General features: G+C 72.1%; 18 protein-coding genes and 1 pseudogene. 12 read left to right on the top strand and 7 right to left on the bottom strand.

Going from position 1 to position 23,575, the window contains the following annotated elements:
• Positions 1–56: 56 nt before the first annotated feature.
• Positions 57–1,574 (top strand): annotated as a pseudogene (locus ACX6XY_RS24160) (outer membrane protein assembly factor BamB family protein); the annotation flags it as partial.
• 135 nt (positions 1,575–1,709) lie between these two features.
• On the opposite strand, the gene ACX6XY_RS24155 reads toward ACX6XY_RS24160, so the two are convergent.
• From ACX6XY_RS24155 to ACX6XY_RS24145, 3 genes are all read right to left on the bottom strand, one after another.
• Positions 1,710–2,492: an enoyl-CoA hydratase/isomerase family protein gene (locus ACX6XY_RS24155; RefSeq protein WP_460334556.1), complete on the bottom strand. Its 783-nt coding sequence runs from the start codon at positions 2,490–2,492 to the stop codon at positions 1,710–1,712.
• A complete protein-coding gene (locus ACX6XY_RS24150) occupies positions 2,489–2,923 on the bottom strand; it encodes a Zn-ribbon domain-containing OB-fold protein (protein WP_460334565.1) in 435 nt (144 codons plus the stop codon). The genes ACX6XY_RS24155 and ACX6XY_RS24150 overlap by 4 nt, the downstream gene beginning before the upstream one ends.
• 102 nt (positions 2,924–3,025) lie before the next feature.
• Positions 3,026–4,210, bottom strand: coding sequence for a lipid-transfer protein (locus ACX6XY_RS24145; protein WP_460334553.1), 1,185 nt, complete (start codon positions 4,208–4,210; stop codon positions 3,026–3,028).
• 98 nt (positions 4,211–4,308) lie between these two features.
• Here ACX6XY_RS24145 and ACX6XY_RS24140 point away from each other — a divergent pair, with 98 nt between their 5' ends.
• The gene (locus tag ACX6XY_RS24140) at positions 4,309–6,003 is read left to right on the top strand and encodes a FadD3 family acyl-CoA ligase (protein ID WP_460334550.1); all 1,695 of its coding nucleotides are present in this window, start codon (positions 4,309–4,311) and stop codon (positions 6,001–6,003) included.
• Here the strand turns inward: ACX6XY_RS24140 and ACX6XY_RS24135 are convergent.
• Positions 5,984–7,072, bottom strand: a complete 1,089-nt coding sequence (locus tag ACX6XY_RS24135; RefSeq protein ID WP_460334547.1) for a questin oxidase family protein — start codon at positions 7,070–7,072, stop codon at positions 5,984–5,986. The genes ACX6XY_RS24140 and ACX6XY_RS24135 overlap by 20 nt on opposite strands.
• Before the next feature lie 203 nt (positions 7,073–7,275).
• Here ACX6XY_RS24135 and ACX6XY_RS24130 point away from each other — a divergent pair, with 203 nt between their 5' ends.
• Complete coding sequence (locus ACX6XY_RS24130) at positions 7,276–7,731, top strand: hypothetical protein (RefSeq protein ID WP_460334544.1); 456 nt, start codon at positions 7,276–7,278, stop codon at positions 7,729–7,731.
• 6 nt (positions 7,732–7,737) lie between these two features.
• The gene (locus ACX6XY_RS24125) at positions 7,738–8,964 is read left to right on the top strand and encodes a glutathionylspermidine synthase family protein (protein WP_460334541.1); all 1,227 of its coding nucleotides are present in this window, start codon (positions 7,738–7,740) and stop codon (positions 8,962–8,964) included.
• Between the two features lie 21 nt (positions 8,965–8,985).
• On the opposite strand, the gene ACX6XY_RS24120 is transcribed toward ACX6XY_RS24125, so the two are convergent.
• Positions 8,986–9,447, bottom strand: a complete 462-nt coding sequence (locus ACX6XY_RS24120; RefSeq protein ID WP_460334538.1) for a GNAT family N-acetyltransferase — start codon at positions 9,445–9,447, stop codon at positions 8,986–8,988.
• Positions 9,448–9,726: 279 nt separating this feature from the next.
• On the opposite strand from ACX6XY_RS24120, the gene ACX6XY_RS24115 reads away from it, so the two are divergent.
• A complete protein-coding gene (locus ACX6XY_RS24115) occupies positions 9,727–11,082 on the top strand; it encodes an LAETG motif-containing sortase-dependent surface protein (protein ID WP_460334535.1) in 1,356 nt (451 codons plus the stop codon).
• 89 nt (positions 11,083–11,171) lie between these two features.
• Here the strand turns inward: ACX6XY_RS24115 and ACX6XY_RS24110 are convergent, their stop codons facing one another.
• Positions 11,172–11,333, bottom strand: coding sequence for a hypothetical protein (locus ACX6XY_RS24110; RefSeq protein ID WP_460334532.1), 162 nt, complete (start codon positions 11,331–11,333; stop codon positions 11,172–11,174).
• Between the two features lie 240 nt (positions 11,334–11,573).
• Positions 11,574–14,522 carry an AfsR/SARP family transcriptional regulator gene (locus ACX6XY_RS24105; RefSeq protein ID WP_460334530.1) on the bottom strand — a complete coding sequence of 983 codons (2,949 nt, stop codon included), beginning with the start codon at positions 14,520–14,522 and terminating at the stop codon, positions 11,574–11,576.
• Positions 14,523–14,871: 349 nt separating this feature from the next.
• Between ACX6XY_RS24105 and ACX6XY_RS24100 the strand changes: the two genes are divergently transcribed.
• The 7 genes from ACX6XY_RS24100 to ACX6XY_RS24070 all read left to right on the top strand — a co-directional run bounded on the left by ACX6XY_RS24100 (position 14,872) and on the right by ACX6XY_RS24070 (position 23,494).
• On the top strand, positions 14,872–16,146 hold the full coding sequence (locus ACX6XY_RS24100) for an amidohydrolase family protein (RefSeq protein ID WP_460334527.1): 1,275 nt from the start codon (positions 14,872–14,874) through the stop codon (positions 16,144–16,146).
• A 47-nt stretch (positions 16,147–16,193) separates the two neighbouring features.
• Positions 16,194–17,102, top strand: a complete 909-nt coding sequence (locus ACX6XY_RS24095; RefSeq protein WP_460334562.1) for a TIGR03619 family F420-dependent LLM class oxidoreductase — start codon at positions 16,194–16,196, stop codon at positions 17,100–17,102.
• A gap of 80 nt (positions 17,103–17,182) precedes the next feature.
• Entirely contained in the window at positions 17,183–17,980 is a 798-nt protein-coding gene (locus tag ACX6XY_RS24090) for an SDR family NAD(P)-dependent oxidoreductase (protein ID WP_460334524.1), read from the top strand.
• A 98-nt stretch (positions 17,981–18,078) separates the two neighbouring features.
• On the top strand, positions 18,079–19,200 hold the full coding sequence (locus ACX6XY_RS24085) for an LLM class flavin-dependent oxidoreductase (RefSeq protein ID WP_460334521.1): 1,122 nt from the start codon (positions 18,079–18,081) through the stop codon (positions 19,198–19,200).
• A gap of 44 nt (positions 19,201–19,244) precedes the next feature.
• Entirely contained in the window at positions 19,245–20,996 is a 1,752-nt protein-coding gene (locus tag ACX6XY_RS24080; RefSeq protein WP_460334518.1) for an N-acyl-D-amino-acid deacylase family protein, read from the top strand.
• The gene (locus ACX6XY_RS24075) at positions 20,993–22,501 is read left to right on the top strand and encodes an aldehyde dehydrogenase family protein (protein WP_460334515.1); all 1,509 of its coding nucleotides are present in this window, start codon (positions 20,993–20,995) and stop codon (positions 22,499–22,501) included. Before ACX6XY_RS24080 ends, ACX6XY_RS24075 begins: the two co-directional genes overlap by 4 nt.
• 204 nt (positions 22,502–22,705) lie before the next feature.
• Positions 22,706–23,494, top strand: coding sequence for a polysaccharide deacetylase family protein (locus tag ACX6XY_RS24070; RefSeq protein WP_460334512.1), 789 nt, complete (start codon positions 22,706–22,708; stop codon positions 23,492–23,494).
• Positions 23,495–23,575 lie beyond the last annotated feature (81 nt).

Genomic DNA, 23,575 nt, shown 5'->3' with positions numbered 1-23,575 from the left:
GGCTGTGTCTGTTTTTTATATGATCGGGGGTGGGGGGGGGGGGGGGGGGGGGGGGGGGGGGGGGGGGGGGGGGGGGCGCGGGGGGCCGGGTGCCGCCCGCGCCGCCGTACACGCCCCCCGCGCCCCCCGCGCACGCCCCCGACGACTGGGACGCGGGCTGGCGCGGCGGCTCCGCCCCCGCCGCCCCGGTTCCCGCCCCCGTAGGCGCGTCCGCCGCCGCTCCCGACGTGAGTCCGGTGCGGCTGCCGGGCTCCGCCGTGCCGATCGGCCCCGGACCGCGGGTGGCCGACGCGCGGGAAGCCGCGGTCAGGGCCGCGACGCCCGACGGCGGCCTCGCCGACTCCTGGTCCGGCGCGTCGGGGGCCGCGGCGAACGGCGCGGACGCCGCACTGCCCGCTCCCGCCGGACAACCCGCCGCGCCCCCCGCCGCGCCGCCCGAGGGCGCGCCTTGGCGGCCCTGGCGGTTCCGTATGTCGAACGACGTGTGGGGCACCCCGTACGTCGCGGGCGACCAGGTCTATGTCACGTCCTTCGAGGTGCACGCGCTGGACGTGGCCACCGGGCGGCGGCGCTTCAAGACACGCGACGTCGCCTGGTCGATGGCCGTCACGGAAGGCCGTATCCACGCGTCCGACGGCCCGTCGCTGTACGCGCTCGACGCCAAGGACGGCTCCGACCTGTGGCGCGTCCCGACCGAGGCCTGGGTCTACGCGCTCCGGGCCGACCGGGGCACCGTCGTCACCGGCACCCGCGGCGGCGGCGTACAGGCCTACGAGGCGGTCAACGGCGAGAAGCTGTGGGAGATCACCGGCGCCCAGACCGAGTTCGAGACCCCGCAGGCCGGGCCGGTCGTCCAGGACGGCACGGTCTACGTCTGGCAGGACGCGCGGCTGCGCGCCCTGGAGGCCCGTACCGGCGTCGAACGCTGGTCGTACCCCATCGGCGACGCGGCGTCCTGCGGGGGCGTACCGGTCCGGCTCACCCCGGCCGACGACGGCTATGTGTACGTGGTCGCGGGCACGCGCGCGCTGGCGATCGACGTGGCGGCGGGCCATGTCCGCTGGCACTTCGAGGCCCCGGCGGTCTTCCTCTCGCCGCCCGCGTTCGCGCCCGGACCCTCGGTGACCGGCGGCGGCGTCTACCTCGCGGACTACCTGGGCACGGTCTACGCCCTGGACGCCACCGACGGCCGCGACCGCTGGCGGATCGCCACCGAGGCCCGCTCCTCGATCGACCCGGTGCTGGTCACGGGCGGTCATGTGCATGTGGGCAGCGGAAACGGGCTCTACACCCTGGACGCGGTCACCGGCACCCCGAAGTGGCGCTTCCAGGCGGGCGGCGAGGTGATCGGCGCGCCGGTCGCCGCCGAGGAGCGCATCCACTTCGGCTCCGCCGACCACTGTCTGTACACGCTGGACGCGGACGGCGGCCAGCTCCGCTGGAAGCTCGCCACCGGCGGCGAGATCACGGGGTCGCCCGTGGCCGAGGCCGGTGTGGTCTACGCGTGCAGCAAGGACCGGTGCGTCTACGCGCTGGACGCCGTGAAGGGCACGGGCACGGCGACGGCCCGCTGACCGTGACGTGTCCCTGTCTGTGACGGCCGTCGTACCAGACACGGAAGGGATTCCGGACGGCGGCCGTCCGCTCCCGACGCTACGCCGCCTTCGCCCCGCCTGCCAGGCAGGCGGGGGTTCAAAGACAGTCCAGTCTCAGCGGACTCTGAAGTCCGGGCGGCGGGCGGCGAAGAGGTCCGCCTGCCGCTGAGGGGACAGATTGCCGAGCGCGATGAGGTGCGGCGCGTGCGCGAGCGCCTGGGTGCGCGCCGCCTCCTTCGCCGCCCAGACGGCCCGTACGGTGCCCTGCACGGCCTCGGTCGGGTACCCGGCGATGGTCGCCGCGCAGGCCAGGGCCGCGTCCAGGGCCCGGCCCGGCGCGGTGAGCTCGGAGACCAGGCCGGTCTCGTACGCCCGCCGGGCCGAGACCCGTTCGGCCGTACCCATCAGGGCCATCCGCGCCACCTCCCCGAACGGCATCCGCTGGGCCATGAACACGGACTCGTACGCGCTGACCATGCCGTAGGTCGTGTGCGGGTCGAAGAAGGTCGCGTCGGCGTCGGCGACGATGAACTCCGCCTCGCCGAGCAGATAGAACGCGCCGCCGCAGGCCATCCCGTTCACGGCGGCGATCACGGGCTTGAACAGGTCGTTCGCCTTGGGCCCTATCGTGAGCAGCGGATCGTCGACGGCGTACGGGGACGAGGGCTGCGGCACGGCCACGGACCGGTCGACGCCGGTGCAGAAGGCCCGGCCGCCGGCGCCGGTGAGGACGATCGCGCGCACGGCGTCCTCGTACCGGAACCGCCGCCAGGCGGCGGCGAGCCCGGCGGCGGTCTCCAGGTCGATCGCGTTGTGCTTCGACGGCCGGTCGAGGGTGACGACGGCGACCCCGGTCTCCTCGTCGGTCTCGACGCGCGGGGACGTCGCGCCGCTCACCGGTCCCGGTCCAGTACCCAGCGGGGCACGGCGATCCCGCCGACCTCGCCGAAGACGACCCGGACGCGGGCGCCGACGCGCAGCAGCTCGCCGGGCACCGAGTTCAGCGGCGCGTCAGGGCCGGTGACCAGGTTGCCGACCAGGCGGATGCGCGGGGCGTCGGCGAGCTCGACGACGATCGCGTTGTACGGCGCCTGCTCGGCGTAGGCGGGCAGCAGCGGCGGGTGCGGGACGACGTACGACCAGATGCGGCCCTTGCCGCTCATCGCGCGCCACTCGCTCGCGAAGGACTGGCAGCGGGGACAGCAGGGGCGGGGCGGGAAGCGCGGCTCGCCGCAGCCGGGTGCGGCGCAGGCCTGGACGCGCAGCTCGCCGCGGGCGGCGTACTCCCAGAAGGGCGCGCCGTCGTCGTCGGGCAGGGGCGGCAGCAGCGCGCCCGCCCGAGCGCCGTCGGCGGCGGGGCGGTCGGCACCGGGGCGGTCTGCAGCGGGGCCGTTGTCAGTGGCGGGGTTCATAGTGGAGGACATGAGCGATCAACTCCTCAGCAGGACGGCCGAAGTGGGTACGCCCTCGCCCGCGGTGACCAGGCAGGTGGCGGCGTCGGGTATCTGCGCCGTGCTGGTGCCGCGCAGCTGCTTCACGCCTTCGGTGATGAGGTTGAAGCCGTGGACGTACGCCTCGCTGAGTCCGCCGCCGCCGGTGTTGAGGGGCAGCCGTCCGCCGATCTCCAGGGCGCCGCCCTCGGTGAAGGCCGCGCCCTCGCCGCGGGCGCAGAAGCCGTAGCCCTCCAGGGACAGCGGGATCAGCGGGGTGAAGGCGTCGTAGATCTGGGCCACGTCGACGTCCTGGGGGCCGAAGTCGGCCTGCTTCCACAGCTGTCGGGCGGCGGTCCAGGCCGGTCCGGTGAGCGGGTCGTCGTTCCAGTAGTTGACCATGCCGTGGTGCTGGGACGGCAGTCCCTGGGCGACGGAGTGCAGATACACGGGCTTCTGACGGCAGTCGCGGGCGCGTTCGGCCGACACGACCACACAGGCGAGGGCGCCGTCGGTCTCCAGGCAGTTGTCGAAGAGGCAGAGCGGCTCGCTGATCCAGCGTGCCGTCATATACATCTCGCGGGTGAGGGGGCGTTCGTACATCATCGCGGCCGGGTTCTGGTTGGCCCGGTTGCGGCAGGCCAGCGCGACATTGAAGAGGTGGTCCCGAGTGGCTCCGTACTCGTGCATATAGCGGCGGGCCAGCATGCCGATCTCGTCCGCGGGGCGCAGCAGGCCGAACGGCCTGGTCCACTGGGCGGGGGCGGGCAGTTGGACGGCGGTGTTCGTCCAGGGCCGCGGCCCGCTGCCGCGCTTGCGCGACCGCCAGGCGACGCCGACGCTCGCCTGCCCGGTGGCGATCGCGGCGGCCAGGTGCGCGAGGGTCGCGCAGGAACCGCCGCCGCCGTAGCCGACCTTGCTGAAGAAGGTCACGTCACCCGCGCCGATCGCCTTGGCGATCTCGACCTCGTCGGTCTCCTCCATGGTGTACGAGGCGAAGGCGTCCACCTCGGACGGGGCGATTCCGGCGTCGTCGAGTGCGCTGACGATCGCCCGGCAGGCCAGGGCCTTCTCGGACTCCGGCAGGTGTTTGGCGAAGGGGGTCTGTCCGATGCCGGCAATCGCCGTAGCGTCTTTGAGGCCTGTCGTCGCTGTCGCTGTCGCCGTCGCCGTACGCGCCGCCATCGCCGCCTCCGTGGTCAACCTGCCCGCGTCACTGCTGACAGCGGGGAAGGGTACAGCTAATCTGACGGATAGTCAGCTACTGGGTGGGAGGGCTTGTGATGCGAGCGAGACCTGCACGCGCGACACCTGCACACGCGACGCCCGCGGCGCGCGGCGGCCTGGAGTGGGGCACCATCCCGGAACTGGTGCGCGCGGCGGCGCTGCGGTTCGGCGAGCGCGAGGCGGTGGCCGACGGCCGCACCCGGATCACGTACGCCGAACTGGGCGAGCGGGTGGAGCGGGCCGCCGCGGCCTGCATGGCCAGCGGCGTACGCACCGGCGACCGGGTCGCGATCTGGGCTCCCAACACCCTGGACTGGATCGTCTCGGCGCTCGGCGCGGTCTGCTCCGGCGCGGTCCTGGTCCCGCTGAACACCCGCTTCAAAGGCGCCGAGGCGGCGTACGTCCTGGCCCGCTCCCGCGCGAAGCTGCTGTTCGTCACCGGAACCTTCCTCGGCGCCTCGTACGTCGCGTCCCTGCGCCGCGCGACCGCCGAAGGCAGCGGCACGGGACCGCTCCCGAGCCTCCCGCACCTGGAGCAGGCGGTGGTATTCGCGGACGACGCCCCGGAGAACTTCCGCTCCTGGAAGGACTTCCTGGCCGACGGCGAGCGCGTCAGCGTCGCCGACGTCCGCGACCGCGCCGCCGAGATCGACGCGTCGTCCCCCTCCGACATCATCTTCACCTCGGGCACCACGGGCCGCCCCAAGGGCGCCGTCATCACCCACGCCCAGACCCTGCGCTGCTACGACGTCTGGAGCGAACTGGCGGGCCTGCGCGAAGGCGACCGCTATCTCATCGTCAACCCGTTCTTCCACACCTTCGGCTACAAGGCGGGGATCATCGCCTGCCTGACGCGCGGCGCGACGATGGTGCCGCAGCCGGTGTTCACCACCGACACGGTGCTGGCGAACATCGCCGCCGAACGCATCTCGGTCCTGCCGGGCCCGCCCACCCTGCACCAGTCCCTGCTCGACCACCCGGCCCGCGACCAGCACGACCTCTCCGCGCTCCGGCTGGTCGTGACGGGCGCGGCGGTCGTCCCCCTCCGCCTCGTCGAGCGGCTGCGCTCGGAGCTCCGCATCGGCACCGTACTGACCGCCTACGGCCTGTCCGAAGCGAGCGGCATCGTCACCATGTGCCGCCGCGGCGACGACCCCGCGGTCATCGCCGGCACCTCCGGCCGGGCCATCCCCGACACCGAGATACGGGTGACGGACGCCGCGGGCCAGCCCCTGCCGCCCGGTCAGCCGGGCGAGGTCCTGGTCCGCGGCCACCACGTCATGAGCGGCTACTTCGAGGACCCCCTGGAGACCAAGAAGGCCCTCACCCCCGACGGCTGGCTGCGCACCGGCGACGTGGGCGTACTCGACGAGGCGGGAAACCTGCGCATCACCGACCGCCTCAAGGACATGTTCATCGTCGGCGGCTTCAACGCCTACCCCGCCGAGATAGAGCAACTCCTCGCCCTGCACCCGGACATCGCGGACGTCGCGGTGATCGGCATACCCGACCCCCGCCTCGGCGAGGTCGGCCGCGCCTACGCGGTGCGCCGCCCCGGCTCCACCCTGACCGCCGACGACCTGATCGCCTGGTCCCGCCGTGAGATGGCCAACTACAAGGTCCCGCGCGAGGTCGAGTTCGTCCCCGGCCTCCCACGGAACGCGAGCGGCAAGGTCCTGAAGCGGGAACTGCGGGAACTGCGGGAACTCGGGAAACCGAGGCCCCGGCCGCTCACCAGAGAGGAGTGTTGAGCTCGACCGCGCGCCGGGCCGCGGCGAGCGCGGCCGCGTCCCCCACGTCCAGCGCGGTGTCGGTGAACTTGATGGTGTGATCGTCGCCGTGCGCGGCGGCCGCCTGGAAGACCTCCTCGGCGGTCAGCTCCCCCGACGGGCTGTAGACGACGCCCTCCCGAGGCCGGTACGCCGCCGTCACCGCCGCGCTCGCCGCCCAGGCCGCCGCCAGCGAGGAGGGCCACAGCTCGCGGGGGAGCGCGGGCAGGGTCCGCAGCACGGCGTTGGGCGCGGTCGCGGAGTGCACCATCATGACCGGCTCGCCGTGCCCGTGGGTGGCGTACCGGTGCACCGAGGCGGTGACCAGCTCCGTCAGCGCGGCACGGGCGGCGTCCGGGTCCCCGGCGTTCCCGTCACCGGCGTTCCCGGCCCCGGCGCTCCCGTCCCCGGCGCTCGGGGCGGTCGCGGCGGCATGCCCCGGCCAGGTGGGGAAGGCCGATATCTGCGAGAGCCGGTTGCGGATGCCGCCGCCCTGCTCGGGCACGGCCTCCACCGCGTCCAGCGCGGCCAGGGCGCTCGGCGCGGTGCGCAGGGTCCGCACCTCGGGCAGATACAGCTGGCGCGCGGCCCAGTACCCGAGCGCGTGGGCGAGTTCGGCGACACGGGGAGCGCTCTCGTCGCCGCCCAGCAGCGTCCGTACGGCATGCCCGATCCGGATCACCGAGTGCGTGGCGCTCGCTGCGATGCCCGGCAGCAGCCGGGGCCACCACTGGGCCAGCACGTCCCGCCAGGGCCGCCCCTCCCCGGAGATCTCCCGCTCGAAGTACGCGATCCAGTCCGCGACCCGCCGCTCATCCCCCATCGCCTCCCGCCAGTTGGCCTCGGTGATGGGTTCGCGGAGGTCGGGGAAGTCCTCCAGCTTCCCGCTGTACCGATCGATCCACTGGTGTACGGCGGCCGCCTGCCCGTGGTGCACGAGCGCCTCCACGGCCATGGGCGCGTGATTGCTCAACCCGCCTTGGTACTCAGGCCCGGTGGCGTGCAGGCGTAGCAGCGCTTCGTCAAGGATGCCGGTGGTGTCATCGCTCATGCACCCCACGCTAGGCCGCCGCCCGCGCCGACGTAACGGCCCGCGGCCCTAGGACCTGCGACGGAGACGGGCACGAGCCCTGATACGAGTACCAGGACCCGCGAGAAGCGGACCGCGCGGGAACCCCTACCCTGATGCCCTGCGTCTGCCCAGAAGACAGGCGTACGACGGAAGCACGGGGATTCGGGGATTCGGGGGAACACATGGGCACGGCACGGGACCGGCTGCGCTCCAGCACGGTGGTACTGGGCGGAATGGGCCTGCTCGCGGCCGCGCTCACCGCGTGCGGCTCGGAACCGGACAAGCGGTGCGTGGACCGGGACAGCTACGACCGCGACCTGGGCTACCGCGTCATCGACTCCCAGAACTGCAAGACCAGCGCCTCGCCCAAGTCAAGCCGGGACGCCGCCTGGTACTACGGCGGCCGGAAGAAGAGCGGCTGGGCCAAAGGCGGTTCGTTCCGCAAGCGGTCGAAGGATTCCGGCTCCAGTTCCGGCGCCGGCGGCGGCACCGGCTCGTCAAGCGGCACCGGATCGTCGAACGGCGGCCAGTACACCTCGGGCGGCGGCTCGTACGACGACGACGGCGGCTACGGCAGCAGCGGCAGCGTGACCCGAGGCGGCTTCGGCAAGCCCGGCTCCGGCAGCTCGGGCGGCTGACCGCCGATGCAGCGCCACACCATCGAGCCGCGCCCCGGCTGGCAGCAGACCGTCGAACAGCAGGGGTTGATCTATCCCCTCACCCGCTACCCGGACGACTCGCTGCGCCCGTACTGGGACGAGAGCGCGTACTACGCGTTCACGCTCCCGGAGGTGGAGGCGCTGGAGGAGACCGTCGAAGAGCTGCACCAGATGTGCCTGGCCGCCGCCGCGCACATCGTGGACACCGGCCGCTTCGCCGAACTCGGCATCCTGGACGGCCGCCTGGCCGACCTGATCGCCGAGTCATGGCGACGACGGTCCGAACAGCCCAGCGTCTACAGCCGGTTCGACCTCCGCTACGACGGAAGGGATGGCGGAAGGGATGGCGGAAGGGGCGGCGGCCCGGCCAAGCTGCTGGAGTACAACGCCGACACGCCTACCTCGCTCGTGGAGGCCGCCAGCGCCCAGTGGTTCTGGATGGAAGAGCGCTTCCCGGACGCCGACCAGTGGAACTCCCTCCACGAACGCCTCGTCGACGCCTGGAAGCGGCAGGCCCCGCTCCTCCCGTCCCGCGGCCCGCTGTACTTCGCGCACTCGGCGGACGACGAACTCGGCGAGGACCTGATGACGGTCGCGTACCTGCGGGAGACCGCCGAACAGGCCGGGCTCGCGACCGAGGCCATCGCGATGGAACACATCGGCTGGGACGACCTCTCCGGACGCTTCGTCGACCAGCGACTCGGCTTCATCCGCGCCTGCTTCAAGCTCTACCCGTGGGAGTGGCTGGCGACGGACGACTTCGGCCCGCACGTCCTGGACACCCTCGACAACGGCGGCGGCACCGGCAGCACCCTGTGGATCGAGCCCGCCTGGAAGATGCTGCTCTCCAACAAGGCGCTGCTAGCGGTGCTGTGGGAGCTCTACCCCGGCCACCCGAACCTCCTCCCCGCCTACCTGGACGGCCCGCGCGAGCTGGCGGCCGGTTCCACGCCGGGCCCCGGCTACGTCGCCAAGCCGCTCCTGGGCCGGGAGGGCGCGGGCGTCACCGTCCACCAGCCCGGATCCGCCCCCGTCGTACGCGACGAGCCCTGCTGCTACCAACAGCTGGCCCCGCTCCCCGACTTCGACGGCAACCGGGTCGTGCTCGGCGCGTGGACGGTCGGCGACGAGGCGGCGGGCCTCGGCATCCGCGAGTCGTCGGGCCTGGTCACGGACGAGTACGCCCGCTTCATCCCGCACGTGATCCGCTGAAGCGCCCCGGTCTCCCCGACCTCAGGATGCCGGGCCTCCCGAGGCCAGCCGCAGATCGACCCAGACGTCCGTGTCGCCCTCGTCCAGCACGTACCGCTCGACCTCGACGAAACCACGCGCCAGCGCGAACCGCAGCCCCTCCGTGTTCGCCGCGAGAACGACCGTCTCGATCCCGTCGGCCCCGAGTTCCCTCGCCTGCTGGAGCGAGCGCGCGTAGAGCTGCCCGCCGAACCCCTGCCCGCGGTACTCGGGGAGCACGCGCGCGATGACGGTCGCCGCGGCGGTCTCGTCGCCCGGCGGCCGCACGGTCGTACACCCCACGAGGACGTCCCCGAGGTACGCCACCTCCAGGCGATACCGCGCGGCCCGCCCGCGCACGTCGTCCAGCGACATGGCGGCGGGCGGCACGATGACGTTGTGCACGTGCCGCCAGTCCGTGAGCTGCGCGTCGGTGCGGGGTTCGATGAAGCGAAGGCTGTCCATCGCCGCAGCGAACCCGAGCACGGGCCCCGACGTCAACCGCATTCGCGTCGCGCGGCGTGACGCCGCCCATGGCATGACTCACAGAAAAAGTACAGGCAGCGTGAGCAACTATCCTGATGTGTCCCGTTTCGGTCAGGTGCATTCCGGCGAGAGGACGCCTCCGAGGTATACGCAGAGTTAATCGGTGCCATGTGGCCTGCATAAACTCGGCGGACTGAAGCCGCACCCGCGACCCCGCGGCGAGGCTTTCTTCTTTCTCACTGACCAGGGAAGGCCCAAGTGAAGTTCCGCCGTACTCTCGCGGTGGCCGTCGCCGCTGCTGTGACCACGCCTGTCGCACTCATCGCCGCCACCCCCGCGTTCGCCGACAGCCCGGCCGCGTCCCAGACGCAGGCGCAGACGCAGACACAGACGCAGAACCAGCCGACGTACCAGGAGCTGGAAAAGGCGGCGGCCGAGGCGAAGAAGACGTACGAGAAGGCCCTCGCCGAGAGGGAGAGGCTGCAGAACGTACTCAAGGTCACCCTGGAAGCCGACACCCACCCGCTCAAGGCCGCCTGGCTCACCGCGGACAAGGCGGCCAAGGAGGCGAGCGCCGCCAGGACCGCTGCCGAGAAGGCGGTGGAAGACGCCCAGACCAAGCTCGACGCGGCCGGGGACGAGACCGAGAAGGCCACGGCCCAGAAGGCTCTCGACCAGGCCAAGGAGGCCCTGCCCAAGGCCGTCAAGGCCGAGGAGACGGCCAAGGCCGAAGCCAAGAAGGCCCGCACCGCGCTGGACGACGCCAGGGTCGCCGCGGCCCGCGAGTACCACCTGAACCAGCAGGCCCTCAAGGAGGCCGACAAGGCCAAGAAGGCCGCCGACAAGGCGCTCGCCGAAGCGAAGAAGTGCGTCCGTGAGGCGGGGCTCACCGCGCTCGCGGACGGCCTGCCGTCGAAGGTGACCGCCGGTACCACCGTCGAGTTCACGCTCCGGCTGACCAATGGAACCGACCGGACGGTGAAGGTCAAGCCGCTGGTGGCCATCCACCCGAAGGACGGGACGAACCGCCACCTCAAGATGCAGTGGTCCGACGGTTCCGGCTGGCAGGACCCGAAGTCTGGCGATCCCCACCACCTCGACCTCGACAAGGCCATCGAGCCGGGCGGCGACAGCGCCGTCAAGATACGCCTGCGGCTCGGTTCCGAGTCCCCGGCCGGTGACGCCTTCGCCCTGTTCGCCATCGACGGCTCCAACCAGTACAACCCCTGCCTCAACGGCCCGATGAAGCGGTACGACTTCGAGCTCCTGCCTGCTGGCAGCGAGCCCGGCCCGGTCGACGACGCCGAGCCCGGCAAGCCTGACAAGGGCGACGACCAGCGGCCGGACACGGACAAGCCCGACACGGATAAGGGCTCCTCCAAGCAGCCAGCGGACGGCGACAGCGGCAACGCCTCAGACGCCAGCCCCAGCCCCAGCCCCAGCACTGGCACTGGCACTGGCACGGACGCTGACACCGACGCTGACGGGAACCTCGCCAAGACCGGCGCGTCCTCGTCCACGACCCCCATCGCCCTCGCGGGCGCCGCCGCCGTGGCACTCGGCGCCGGAGCGGTCTTCGTCGTACGCCGCCGCAAGGCCACCGCCGCCAGCTAGGACAGGCCCTAGGGCATGCCTCGGCCGCAGCGGCTCCCCTCCAGGCCGCTGCGGCCGATCCCCGTGGGGGTTGGTCCGGTGAGGACCTCTTATGGCATGTGGTTGTCCTGGGGCTTCAGGATCGGCTCGTCCTTGGCCTCAGCCGTCTGTATGTCGATCACCGGGGAGATCTCGTCCACAGGCTCGCTGGGCATGTGGTTGTCCTGCGTGGTGATGTCCCCGGACTTCTTCATCTGCTGCTGCTCGCTCATGGCTTGAGCTCCCCTGTTGTGGTTGAGATCGAATCGAACGACTGAGGAACGCCCGTCCGGCAGCTCCCCCGAGGACCGCCGGACGGGCGTTCGGAGCCGTTCACCCTAGCCGGTTCGGCTCCTCGCCAGACCGTCTGCCCCCCGGCGCAACGGTTCGACTAAGACGAGAGTGCCGTACGGCGATAAACGAATGATGAACGCCCGTGACAGGGGCTTTTCGGGGGCCCGCCCAGCGCGTTCTCAGGCAGCCGTGGCGGGCGCGAGCAACCTGCGGATCTCACTCGTCTCGGCCACGGGACCGCACTGCTCGTAGAGCGCGAGTGCTTCCTCCCAGCACACCTTGGCCCGGTCGAGTTGGCCGAGTCCCGACAGTGCCTTGCCCAGCAGGGTCAGCACCTCGCCGCGTATCCGGTCGCCGCCGATGCAGCGCAGCGCGAGCGCCTGTTCGGCGTGCTGAGCCGCTTGAAGGTGTCGGCGCGCGGCGAGATGCACATCGGCGATGCGGAAGTGGGTGGTTCCCTGCCAGAGCTGCTGCCGGTGGCCGGTGAACGTACCCAGCGCGTCGGAGAGCTGACGGAGCGCGTCGGTGAGCCGGTTGGCTCTGGTCAGCGCGATCCCGAGGGAATAGCGGCCGTTGGCCGCGCGCAAGGTGGAGCCCAGTTCGTCGTAGATGTCGATGCCCTGCTGCGCGGTCTCGACCGCGGTCGTGGTGCGGCCCAGCCCCAGATGGGCACGGGAGAGATTGCACAGAGCGGTGGCCTCGCTGGCGCGGTTGCCCGCCGAACGGGAGTTCTCGATAGCCTTGTTGAGGAAACCCTCACCGTCATCGAAACGGGCCTGGTGCAGGGCGATGATGCCCCGGTCATTGGCCGCCCAGCACACCGCCGCCGGGTCCACCGCGGACTCCGCCAGCCGCATCGCCAGGCGGGCCTCCTCGTCCGCGTCCGCGATGCGCCCGGACACGAGCAGGACGTTGGTGAGCGTCGTACGGGCCCGGCCCTCGGCGAAGGTGTCTCCGGCGCGCCGCGCCGCGTCGCGTACGGCGACGGCCGTGGTCTCGTACCGGAGCGCGTTGGCGCCCGACTCGGCGAGGTCCTTCGCCGCCCACAGCAGGTCGACCGCGCGTCGCAGGCGTTCGGGGGCCGTCGACTGCTGGACGCAGGCCAGCAGGCATTCGGCCTCCGCGTACAGCCAGTCCAGGGCCGCGCCGCCGTCCGTGAACTCCAGGCCGGAGTAGCGGGTCGGCGCCAGGTGGTCGACCATCAGGTCGCCGGGCCGCTCGATCGCGTACACCCCCGCCGCCGTGGCCAGGTAGAAGTCCAGGAGCCGGGAGAGCGCGGCCTCGCGCTCGCTCGGGGGCTGTTCGTCCCGTTCCGCGCAGGCGCGGGCGTAGAGCCGTACGAGGTCGTGGAAGCGGTAGCGGCCCGGCGCGGCCGACTCCAGGAGGGACGTGTCGACCAGGGACTCCAGCAGGTCCTCGGTGTCCTCGACGGGGAGGCCGAGGACGGCCGCCGCCGCGGCGACCGAGATGTCCGGCCCTTCGGCGAGCCCGAGCAGCCGGAACGCCCGTGCCTGCGCGGGCTCCAGCGCGCCGTAGCCCAGCTCGAACGTCGCCTTCACCGCCAGGTCGCCCGCCTGGAGTTCGTCCAGACGGCGGCGCTCGTCGCCGAGCTTCGCGGCCAGCACGGAGACCGTCCAGGTGCGGCGCGCGGCGAGGCGGGACGCGGCGATGCGGATGGCCAGCGGGAGGAAGCCGCAGGCGGCGACCACGTCCAGGGCGGCTTCCCGCTCCGCCGCCACCCGCTCCTCGCCCACGATCTTGGTGAAGAGCTGGAGCGCCTCCTCCGGTGACATCACATCCAGGTCGACCAGATGCGCCCCGGCCAGATCGACCATGCGGATCCGTGAGGTGACCAGCGCGGCGCACCCGGCCGTGCCGGGCAGCAGCGGGCGCACCTGGGCGGCGTCGCGGGCGTTGTCCAGCAGGACCAGCACCCGACGGCCGTCGAGGAGCGAGCGGTACAGGGCCGCGCGCTCCTCCATGGAGTCGGGGATCGCGGAGTCGGCGGTGCCGAGGGCGCGGAGGAAGGAGCCGAGCACGGTCTCCGGCTCGGCGACGCGCGGGCCCGCTCCCTGGAGGTCGACGTACAGCTGGCCGTCGGGGAAGTGGGCGCGGACCTCGTGGGCGACGTGCACGGCGAGGGTCGTCTTGCCCACGCCGCCGATCCCGGCCAGGGCGGAGACCGCCATCACCCGGCCCTCCTCGGCGGTCAGGTACGCGCCCAGCTCCGCGACGAACGACGCGCGCCCGGTGAAGTCCGGGACGGTCGCCGGGAGCTGGGCCGGGCGGACCGGCGCCGTGGCCGGGGCGGCGGGCGCGGCGCCGGGCTCGGCCAGGGCCGGGTCGGCCTGGAGGATGCGCCGCTGGAGTTCGGCGAGGCCGGGGCGCGGGTCCACGCCGAGCTCGTCCGCGAGCAGGCGGCGGGTGTCCGCGTAGACGGCGAGGGCCTCGGCCTGGCGGCCGGAGCGGTAGAGGGCGAGCATGAGCAGTTCGCGCAGGCGCTCGCGCAGCGGGTGGGCCGCCGTGAGCGCGGTCAGCTCGGATACCGACTCGGCGTGGCAGCCCTGCTCCAGGTCCATGTCCAGGCGGGTTTCGAGGAGTTGCAGCCGCCACTCCTCCAGCCGGGTGCGCTGGGTGTCCGCGTAGGGTCCGGGTACGTTGGCGAGGGGCTCGCCGTCCCAGAGGGCGAGGGCGTCGTTGAGCAGGGCGCGGGCGCGGCAGAGGTCGCTCGCGCCTCTGGCCTTCTCGGCTCGGGCCCACAGGTCCTCGGCCACGGCCAGGTCGAGCGCGTCGCCGGGCAGCCGGATCGCGTAGCCGCCCGACTCGCTGGTCAGGACGTCGGGGGAGAGCGCCTTGCGCAGCCGGGAGGCGTAGGTGCGTACCGCGGCGAGCGCCTGTGACGGGGGCTCCTCGCCCCAGACCGCGTCGATCAGCTCGGCGGCGGTGGCGGTGCGGCCCTCGCGCAGCAGGAGCGCCGCGAGCAGGGCGCGTTGCTGGGGCGATCCGGTGCTCAGCGGCTCGCCGCCGCGCCAGGCCCGTACCGGTCCGAGCACGCTGAAGCGCAGCGCCTCCCGTGACATCGACACCTCGGGGCGCCGCTGCTCGGGTACGCGCGGTACACCGTCCATCCCTGCCCCCTGGCGAACCTGGACCGAACCTTGACGGTTCCTTGCAAAGCGTGGCGATCCGCGGTTTATTCCCGCGCTTCGCGTCTGCCCGCCGTGGAATCGCCGCTGCCAGTCTGCCTTGTGCGCGCCGGATACGTCAGCCGTGGGAGACACCTCTCACACGGTCCACCCAAGCCAACCTGGTGCACCCCCGGCAGGCAAGGCGGGGACAGGTCACGTACGCGGTGCACACCAGTCACTCGCCCGTCACGCGCCGCTCGGATCCGGGCTCGTATCCGGGCTCGCATCCGGCCGTCTGGCCGCGCGCGATGAGCTGACGGTTCGTCAGATCGGCGCTACCGTGGTGCGCATGGAGACCTTCCCGAAGATCATCTCGGTGGACGACCACACGGTCGAACCCCCCAACGTCTGGCAGGACCGCCTCCCGTCGAAGTACCGCGACACCGGCCCCCGCGTGGTTCGTGCCCCTTTGCGGGAAATGACCTTCATGGGCGGGAAGTTCGCTCCCGTGATGGGGGAGAAGGGAGACGACGGGCCGATAGGCGACTGGTGGGTCTACGAGGATCTGCACCGCCCGCTGACCCGCCTGGACACCGCCGTCGGCTACGACAGGGACGAGATCAAGCTGGAAGTCATCACCTACGAGCAGATGCGGCCGGGGTCGTACAGCGTCCCCGAGCGGCTGGCCGACATGGACGTGAACCACGTCCAGTCCGCCGTCTGCTTCCCGACCTTCCCGCGCTTCTGCGGCCAGACCTTCACCGAGGCCGGGGACCGCGAGCTGGGCCTGCTGGGGGTACGGGCGTACAACGACTGGATGGTGGAGGAGTGGTGCGGCGCGCAGGCGCGCGGACGGCTGATCCCCCTCACCCTCATCCCGCTGTGGGACGCCCGCCTCGCCGCCGACGAGGTGCGCAGGAACGCCGCGCGCGGGGTGCGGGCGGTGGCCTTCTCCGAGATCCCGCCGCACCTGGGCCTCCCGTCCATCCACACGGACGACTGGGACCCGTTCCTGGCGGCCTGCGACGAGACCGGGACGGTCGTCGCCATGCACATCGGCTCGTCCAGCAGGATGCCGTCCACATCGGCGGACGCGCCGCCCGCCGTCGGATCCACGATCACCTTCGCCAACTGCTGCTTCTCGATGGTCGACTGGCTGATGAGCGGCAAGTTCGAGCGCTTCCCGAACCTCCGAATCATGTACGCCGAGGGGCAGATCGGGTGGATCCCGTACATCCTGGAGCGGGCGGACGTGGTCTGGGAGGAGAACCGCGGCTGGGGCGGAGTCGCCGACAAGGTGCGCCGCCCGCCGTCCGAACTCTTCGCCGACCACGTCTACGGCTGCTTCTTCGACGACGCCTTCGGCCTGCGGAACCTGGACGCGATCGGGGTCGGCAACGTGCTGTACGAGACCGACTACCCGCACTCGGACTCGACCTGGCCGAAGTCCCGCGAGGTCGGCGAGAGCCAGATGGGACACCTGGACCCGGACGTCGTGGACCGCATCGTCCGGGGCAACGCGATCGACCTGCTGGGCCTGACCGAGGACGGGCTGTGGGGGCCGTCCGCGCCGTCGGGACCGGCCGAGTCGTCGGGGCCGCCTGCGCAGGGGGGCCCGGCGTGAACCCGAGGGAGTCGTCGCGAGCGCGGCGGCGGCGCCTGGTCTACGGGATGCAGCTTCCCGTCCAGTCGCAGAGCACCCTCTACGCCGAGCCGTGGGAGGCGGGGGCCGGGCCCGCCGACCTCGTGGAGATCGCCCGGACCGCGGACCGCTCCGGGTTCGCGTACCTCGCCAGCTGCGACCATGTGGCGATCCCGCGCCGCCTCGCGGCCGCGATGGGCACCGTCTGGTACGACCCGGTGGCCACCCTCTCCTTCCTCGCGGCCGTCACCGAGCGGGTGCGGCTGCTCAGCCACGTCGCCGTCGTCGGGCTGCGGCACCCGCTGATCACCGCCAAGCAGTACGCCACGGTGGACTGCCTCTCCGGCGGCCGCCTGATCCTCGGGGTCGGGGCCGGGCATGTGGCGGAGGAGTTCGACGCGGTGGGCGCGGACTTCGCGGGGCGCGGGGCCGTGCTGGACGAGACGATCGACGCGCTCAGGGCGGCGCTCGGCCCTGGCGAGTTCCCCGAACACCACGGCGAGCGCTACCGGTTCCGCGACCTCGGGCAGCGACCCCGGCCCGCCCAGGAGCGGGTCCCGCTGTGGGTGGGCGGCTCATCGCCCGCCGCCGTACGCAGGGCCGCGACCCGCGGCGACGGCTGGCTGCCGCAGGGCGACCCGCGCGACCGGCTGCCCGCGCAGATCGCGAAGCTGAAGCGGCTGCGCGAGGCGGCGGGGGTGGCGGAGCCGATCACCGTCGGGGCCATCGCCGAGCCGCTGTACGTGGGCGAGCCCGCCTGGGACGTGGGGCGCCGGGCGCTGAGCGGCAAGCCGGAGGCCGTCGCCGATTCGCTGCGCGCGTACGCGGCGATGGGCGTGGACCAGATCCAGGTGCGGTTCCGCAGCCGGAGCCGCGCCGAACTCGCCGACCAGATGGCGGCGTTCGGCGCGGACGTGGCGCCGCTCCTCGACGACTGAGTCAACGGCCGAAGTCAACGGCCGAAGTCAGGCCGAAGTCAACGAACGGCTCAAGCGGATGGGTCCGTGAAGGAGTGCGTATGGGCAAGCTGGACGGGCGCGTCGTCATCGTCACCGGCGCCGCACGCGGGCAGGGCGAGCAGGAGGCGCGGCTCTTCGCCGATGAGGGCGCCAGCGTCGTCCTGGCCGATGTGCTGGACGACCAGGGGGCGGCCGTCGCCAAAGAGATAGCCGAGGAGACCGGCGAGGACCGGGCCAGGTACGTCCACCTGGACGTCGGAAGTGAAGAGGACTGGACCGCCGCCGTGGCCGCCGCCAAGGAGGCCTTCGGCCGCGTAGACGGGCTGGTGAACAACGCCGGGATCCTGCGGTTCAACGCGCTGGTGGACACCCCGCTGGACGAGTTCATGCAGGTGGTGCGGGTCAACCAGGCGGGCTGTTTCCTCGGGATCAAGGCCGTCGCGGGCGAGATCGGCGCGGCGGGCGGCGGGACGATCGTGAACACCGCCTCGTACACCGCGCTGACCGGCATGGCCGCCGTCGGCGCCTACGCGGCGACCAAACACGCGATCCTCGGGCTGACTCGGGTCGCGGCGCTGGAGCTCGCGCCGCGCGGCATCCGGGTCAACGCGATGTGCCCCGGCGCGATCGACACCCCCATGTCCAACCCCTCGCTGCTCGACCCCGCGGCCGACCCCGCCGAGACCTCGGCCGCGCTGGACGAGCTCTACCGCAAGCTGGTGCCGCTGGGGCGGGTCGGGCAGCCGCGTGAGGTGGCCGACCTGGCGCTCTTTCTCACCAGCGCGGACTCCTCGTACATCACCGGGCAGCCGTTCGTGATCGACGGCGGCTGGCTGGCAGGGGTCAGCGTGATCTGACGCAGCGTCAGTATTGACGCCTCACGGCGACGGTGGAACAGTCGACGGCATCAAATCTGACGCATCGTCAGAAATAGCGAAGAGGACGGTGAACCGCCGTGGAATTCGGGCTCTTTGTACAGGGATACGTCGGCAAGCGCGCCGAGACCGACCCGCTGGCCGAGCACAAGGCGCTGATGGAGGAGACCGAGTACGTCATCCAGGCGGACAAGTCCGGCTTCAAGTACGCCTGGGCCTCCGAGCACCACTTCCTGGAGGAGTACTCGCACCTCTCCGCGAACGAGGTGTTCCTCGGCTACCTCGCCCACGCCACCGACCGCATCCACCTGGGCTCCGGCATCTTCAACCCCCTGGCGCAGGTCAATCACCCGGTGAAGGTCGCCGAGAAGGTCGCCATGCTCGACCATCTCTCCGAGGGCAGACACGAGTTCGGCTCGGGGCGCGGCGCGGGCTCGCACGAGATCCTGGGGTTCATACCGGGCGTCACCGATATGAACTACACCAAGGAGATCTGGGAAGAGACCATCGCCGAGTTCCCCAAAATGTGGCTCCAGGAGGAGTACCCCGGCTTCCAGGGCAAGCACTGGCAGCTCCCGCCGCGCAAGATCTTCCCCAAGCCGTACGGCAAGTCCCACCCGGCCATGTGGTACGCCGCCGGGTCCCCGCCGTCGTACGCCATGGCCGCGCGCAAGGGGCTCGGGGTGCTCGGGTTCAGCGTCCAGAAGGTCTCCGACATGGAGTGGGTGCTGGAGCAGTACAAGACGGCCATCACGGACGCCGAGCCGGTCGGCGACTTCGTCAACGACAACGTCATGGTGACCTCGACGGCGGTCTGCGCGCCGACCCACGAGGAGGCGGTACGGATCGCGGCGGGCGGCGGGCTGCACTACCTCCAGTCCCTGGTGTTCCGCTACCACGACACCTTTCCCCGGCCGGAGGGCTTCCCGGTCTGGCCGGAGACGCTGCCGGAGTTCAACGAGGAGATCATCGAGCTGCTGATCGCCGAGGAGCTGCTGATCTGCGGGGACCCGGACGAGGTGCTGCGGCAGTGCAAGCGGTGGGAGCAGGCGGGGGCCGACCAGCTGTCGTTCGGGCTGCCGATCGGGATCTCGCGCGAGGACACGCTCCAGTCGATCAAGCTGATCGGCGAGCACGTGATCCCGAAGATCGACACGGACCCGGTGCACAGGACCACGCGGTTCAGACAGGGCGCACATTGAACCGCCCCGACCCGCACCGCCCCGCACCCTGAAGGGAACGAGACATGCTCGACCACCTCATCCGCGGCGCGACGGTCGTGGACGGCACCGGCGCCCCCGCCCGCGTCGCCGACGTCGGCATCAGGGACGGCCGGATCGCCCTGATCGCTGAGCCGGGCGGCGACGCCGCGGCCGAGACCGCCGCCGCGACCACCGAGGACGCTGCCGGCCGCGTCCTCGCCCCCGGCTTCGTGGACCCGCACACCCACTACGACGCCCAGCTGTTCTGGGACCCGTACGCCACCCCGTCCCTGAACCACGGCGTCACCACCGTCGCGGGCGGAAACTGCGGCTTCACGCTCGCCCCGCTCAACCCCGCCCGCCCCGAAGACGCCGACTACACCCGCCGGATGATGTCGAAGGTCGAGGGCATGTCCCTGGTCGCGCTCGAAGAGGGCGCGCCCTGGAACTGGCACACCTTCGGCGAGTACCTGGACGCCCTGGAGGGCCGGATCGCGGTCAACGCCGGTTTCATGGCGGGCCACTGCGCCCTGCGCCGCCATGTCATGGGCGCGGACGCGACCAGCGGCCGGCCGCCCACCGACGAGCAACTGGCCGCCATGCTGGCCCTGTTCCACGAAGCGATGGACGCGGGCGCCTGGGGCCTGTCCACCACCCAGTCCGCCACCCACTCCGACGGCGACGGCCGCCCCGTGGCCTCCCGCCACGCGCACCCCGACGAACTCCTCGCCCTGTCCCGCGCCGTGGCCGAACACGAGGGCACCCAGCTCGAAGCGATCGTCGCCGGCTGCCTCGACCAGTTCAGCGACGCCGAGGTCGACCTCTTCGTCGAGATGTCCGCCGCCGCGGGCCGCCCCCTCAACTGGAACGTCCTCACCATCGACGCCGCCGTCCCCGAACGCGTACCCCGCCAGCTGGTCCCCAGCGAACGGGCCCGCAAGGCGGGCGGTCGCGTCGTCGCCCTCACCATGCCCATCCTCACCCCCATGAACATGTCGCTCGGCACGTTCTGCGCGCTCAACCTCATCCCCGGCTGGGGCGAGACCCTGGCCCTCCCCGTACCCCAGCGGATCGAGCGCCTCCGCGACCCGGACGTACGGGCCGAGCTGCTCCGCCGCGCCGACTCCAGGGAGGCCGGGGTCTTCCGCCGCCTCGCGCGCTTCGACCGGTACGTCATCGGCGACACATACTCCGACGCGAACGCGGGCCTCACCGGCCGCGTCGTACGGGACATCGCCGCCGAACGCGGCCAGGACCCGTTCCACTGCCTGGTCGAGATCTGCGCCGACGACGGCCTGCGTACGGTCCTGTGGCCGATGCCGACCGACAACGACCCCGACTCCTGGGAGCTGCGCCGCCAGACCTGGGAACACGAGGACGTCCTGCTCGGCGGCTCCGACGCGGGCGCGCACCTGGACCGGATGTGCGGCGCCCCGTACACCACGCGCTTCATCGGCGACTGCCTGCGCGGCCGCGGACTGGTCTCCCTGGAACGGGCCGTCCAGATGCTCACGGACGACCCCGCCCGCCTCTTCGGGCTGCGCGAACGCGGCCGGATAGCCGAGGGCTACCACGCGGACCTCGTCCTGTTCGACCCGGAGACGATCGACGCGGGTAAGGCCACCCTCGTCCACGACCTGCCGGGCGACAGCCCGCGCTTGGACTCCAAGGCGATCGGCGTCCACGCGGTCTGGGTCAACGGGGTGGAGACCATCCGCGATGACGTGGTCACCGGCGCGGTGCCGGGCACGGTGCTGCGTTCCGGCCGGGACACCAGGACGGTGAGCACCACGTGAGCACGCCACAGCAGGCGAGCACGCCACAGCGGCTGTTCGTGGGCGGCGAGTGGGTCGAACCCGACGCCGGTCACTACGAGGTGATCGACCCCGCGACCGAGGACGTCGTCGGACTCGCCCCCGAAGCCAGCCGCGAGCAGGTGTACGCCGCCGCTGCCGCCGCGCGGGAGGCGTTCGGCCCGTGGTCCCGCACCCGAGCCGAGGAGCGCGCCGCGATCCTCGACCGGGCCGCCGACCTGATGCGGCGCGACACGGCGGCCCACGTCGAACTGGCCCAGGCCGAGACCGGCGCGACGACGGCGACCGCGCGCGGCATGCAGGTCGCGGTCGGGGTGTCGCGCTTCAGCCGCTACGCGAGGGGGGCCCTTGAGCCGGTCGAATCCGCCCATCCGCCCCAGGTCAACGAGGCCGGTCCGATGGGCGGGGCGGGCGCGTTCGGTGCGCTGGCCGTACGTCAGCCGGTCGGCGTCGTCACCTGCGTCACCTCGTACAACAACCCTTGGGCCAACCCCGCGGGCAAGGTCGCGCCCGCGCTGGCCATGGGCAACACGGTGGTCGTGAAGCCCGCGCCGCAGGACCCGCTGTCGGTCTACCGGATGGCGGCGGCGCTCGGCGAGGCGCTGGAGGAGGCCGGGGCGCCGCCAGGCGTGGTGAACGTGGTGTCCGGGTCGCGCTCCGAGGTCGGCGAGGCGGCCGTCGACTCCCCGGACGTCGACATGGTCAGCTTCACCGGCTCCACGGCGGTCGGCCAGCGGATCGCCGAGGTGTGCGGGCGCGGCATGAAACGGCAGCTGATGGAGCTGGGCGGCAAGGGCGCGGCGCTCGTCTTCGACGACGTGGGCGACGCGGGCCTCGACGCGGCGGTGCGGGGCATCGGCACGGCCTTCGCCTTCTACAGCGGCCAGATCTGCACGGCCCCGACACGGGTGCTGGCCGCCCGCGCGATCTACGACCGGCTCCTGGCGAAGCTCACCGAATACGTCGCGCACCTGAAGGTAGGCGACCCGCGCGAGCGGGGCACCGTGGTCGGCCCGGTCATCTCAGCCGCGCACCGGGACCGCGTCGAGTCGTACGTCGACCTGGGCCGGAAGGAGGGCGCACGGCTGGTGACGGGCGGCGACCGCCCGCCGTCCCCGCACGGCCGGGGCTTCTACGTCGCCCCGACCCTCCTCGCCGACTGCACCAGCGACATGCGGGTCGTACGGGAGGAGATCTTCGGCCCGGTCGTCGTGGTCGTCCCCTTCGACGGCGGCGAGGACGAGGCGGTGTCCCTGGCCAACGACTCCGACTACGGCCTGATCGACTACGTCTGGACCGGCGACGTGGCCCGCGCCTTCCGCGTCGCGCGGCGGCTGCGCGCGGGCGGCGTCGGCGTGAACACGATCGGCCGGAACATGGAGGCGCCGTTCGGCGGCTTCAAGCGCAGCGGGGTCGGCCGCGACTGCGGCTCGTACGCGCTGCACGCGTACAGCGAACTCCAGTCGATCGTCTGGACGACGGCCTGACGGGTTCTGTCCACCAGGCCCGCCCGTGGCTGTCCGTGGCTGTCCGTGGCTGTTCGGTCTGCCCCGAATTCGGATGGTTGATCGTCTGGTAGTACCGTGCCGGGTGACCTGTGGGTGTCCTGTGGACGTCCGCAGCCACCGGTGCGCGGGACATTCGGTGGACGACTGCCGCACGGCACCGGATGAGACGGGGACCACCGACCCATGGCGCTGACCACGCTGCGTAAACCGAACAAGTCCGTGCCGCAGGGGACCGCTCTCGCGGGCGCGGCCCTGGCGAGCCTGCTGCTGAGCGGCTGCTCAAGCTACGACTCCACCACCCCGTCCGACGCGCGCGGCAAGGCGGCGGACGGGGCCGAGGTCGCGGCGGGAGCGGTGGACTGCGCGAAGGCCAAGTGCATCGCCCTCACCTTCGACGGCGGCCCCGGCCCCAAGACGCCCGAGCTGCTGGAGACTCTGAAGAAGGAGAAGGTCCCGGCGACCTTCTTCCTCCTCGGCAAGAAGCACATCGAGCGCTACCCGGACACCGTGCGCGCCATCGCGGACGCGGACGAGGGCCACGAGCTGGCCAACCACACCTGGACCCACCCCCGCCTCCCGGACGTCTCCGAGGACGAGATCCGCCGGGAGCTGTCCCGCACCCAGGACGAGGTGAAGCGCCTCACCGGCGTCACGCCGACCCTGATGCGCCCGCCGCAGGGCCGCACGGACGACAAGGTCGAGAAGGTCTGCAAGGAGCTCGGCCTGTCCCAGGTGCTGTGGTCCACCACGGCGAAGGACTACAAGACGAACGACTCCGCGCTGATACAGAAGCGCACCCTCGACCAGGCGGGCCGCGACGGCATCATCCTCCTGCACGACATCTACCGGGGCACGGTCCCGGCCGTCCCCGGCATCATCACCGAACTCAAGAAGCGCGGCTACACCTTCGTCACGGTGACCGACCTCCTGTCCCCGGCGAAGCCGGAGCCGGGCAAGGTCTACAAGCCCTGACGTTCTCCCGCTTCTCCGCCCGAGTGCGCGGAATCCCTCAGAAAACGAGTACGCGGCCGCGTGGTTTCAACCGATCATGTG

This window comes from Streptomyces sp. O3, assembly GCF_054788135.1.
The sequence above is the reverse complement of the archived record's forward strand: the minus strand, read 5'-3'. Positions and strand labels throughout refer to the sequence as shown.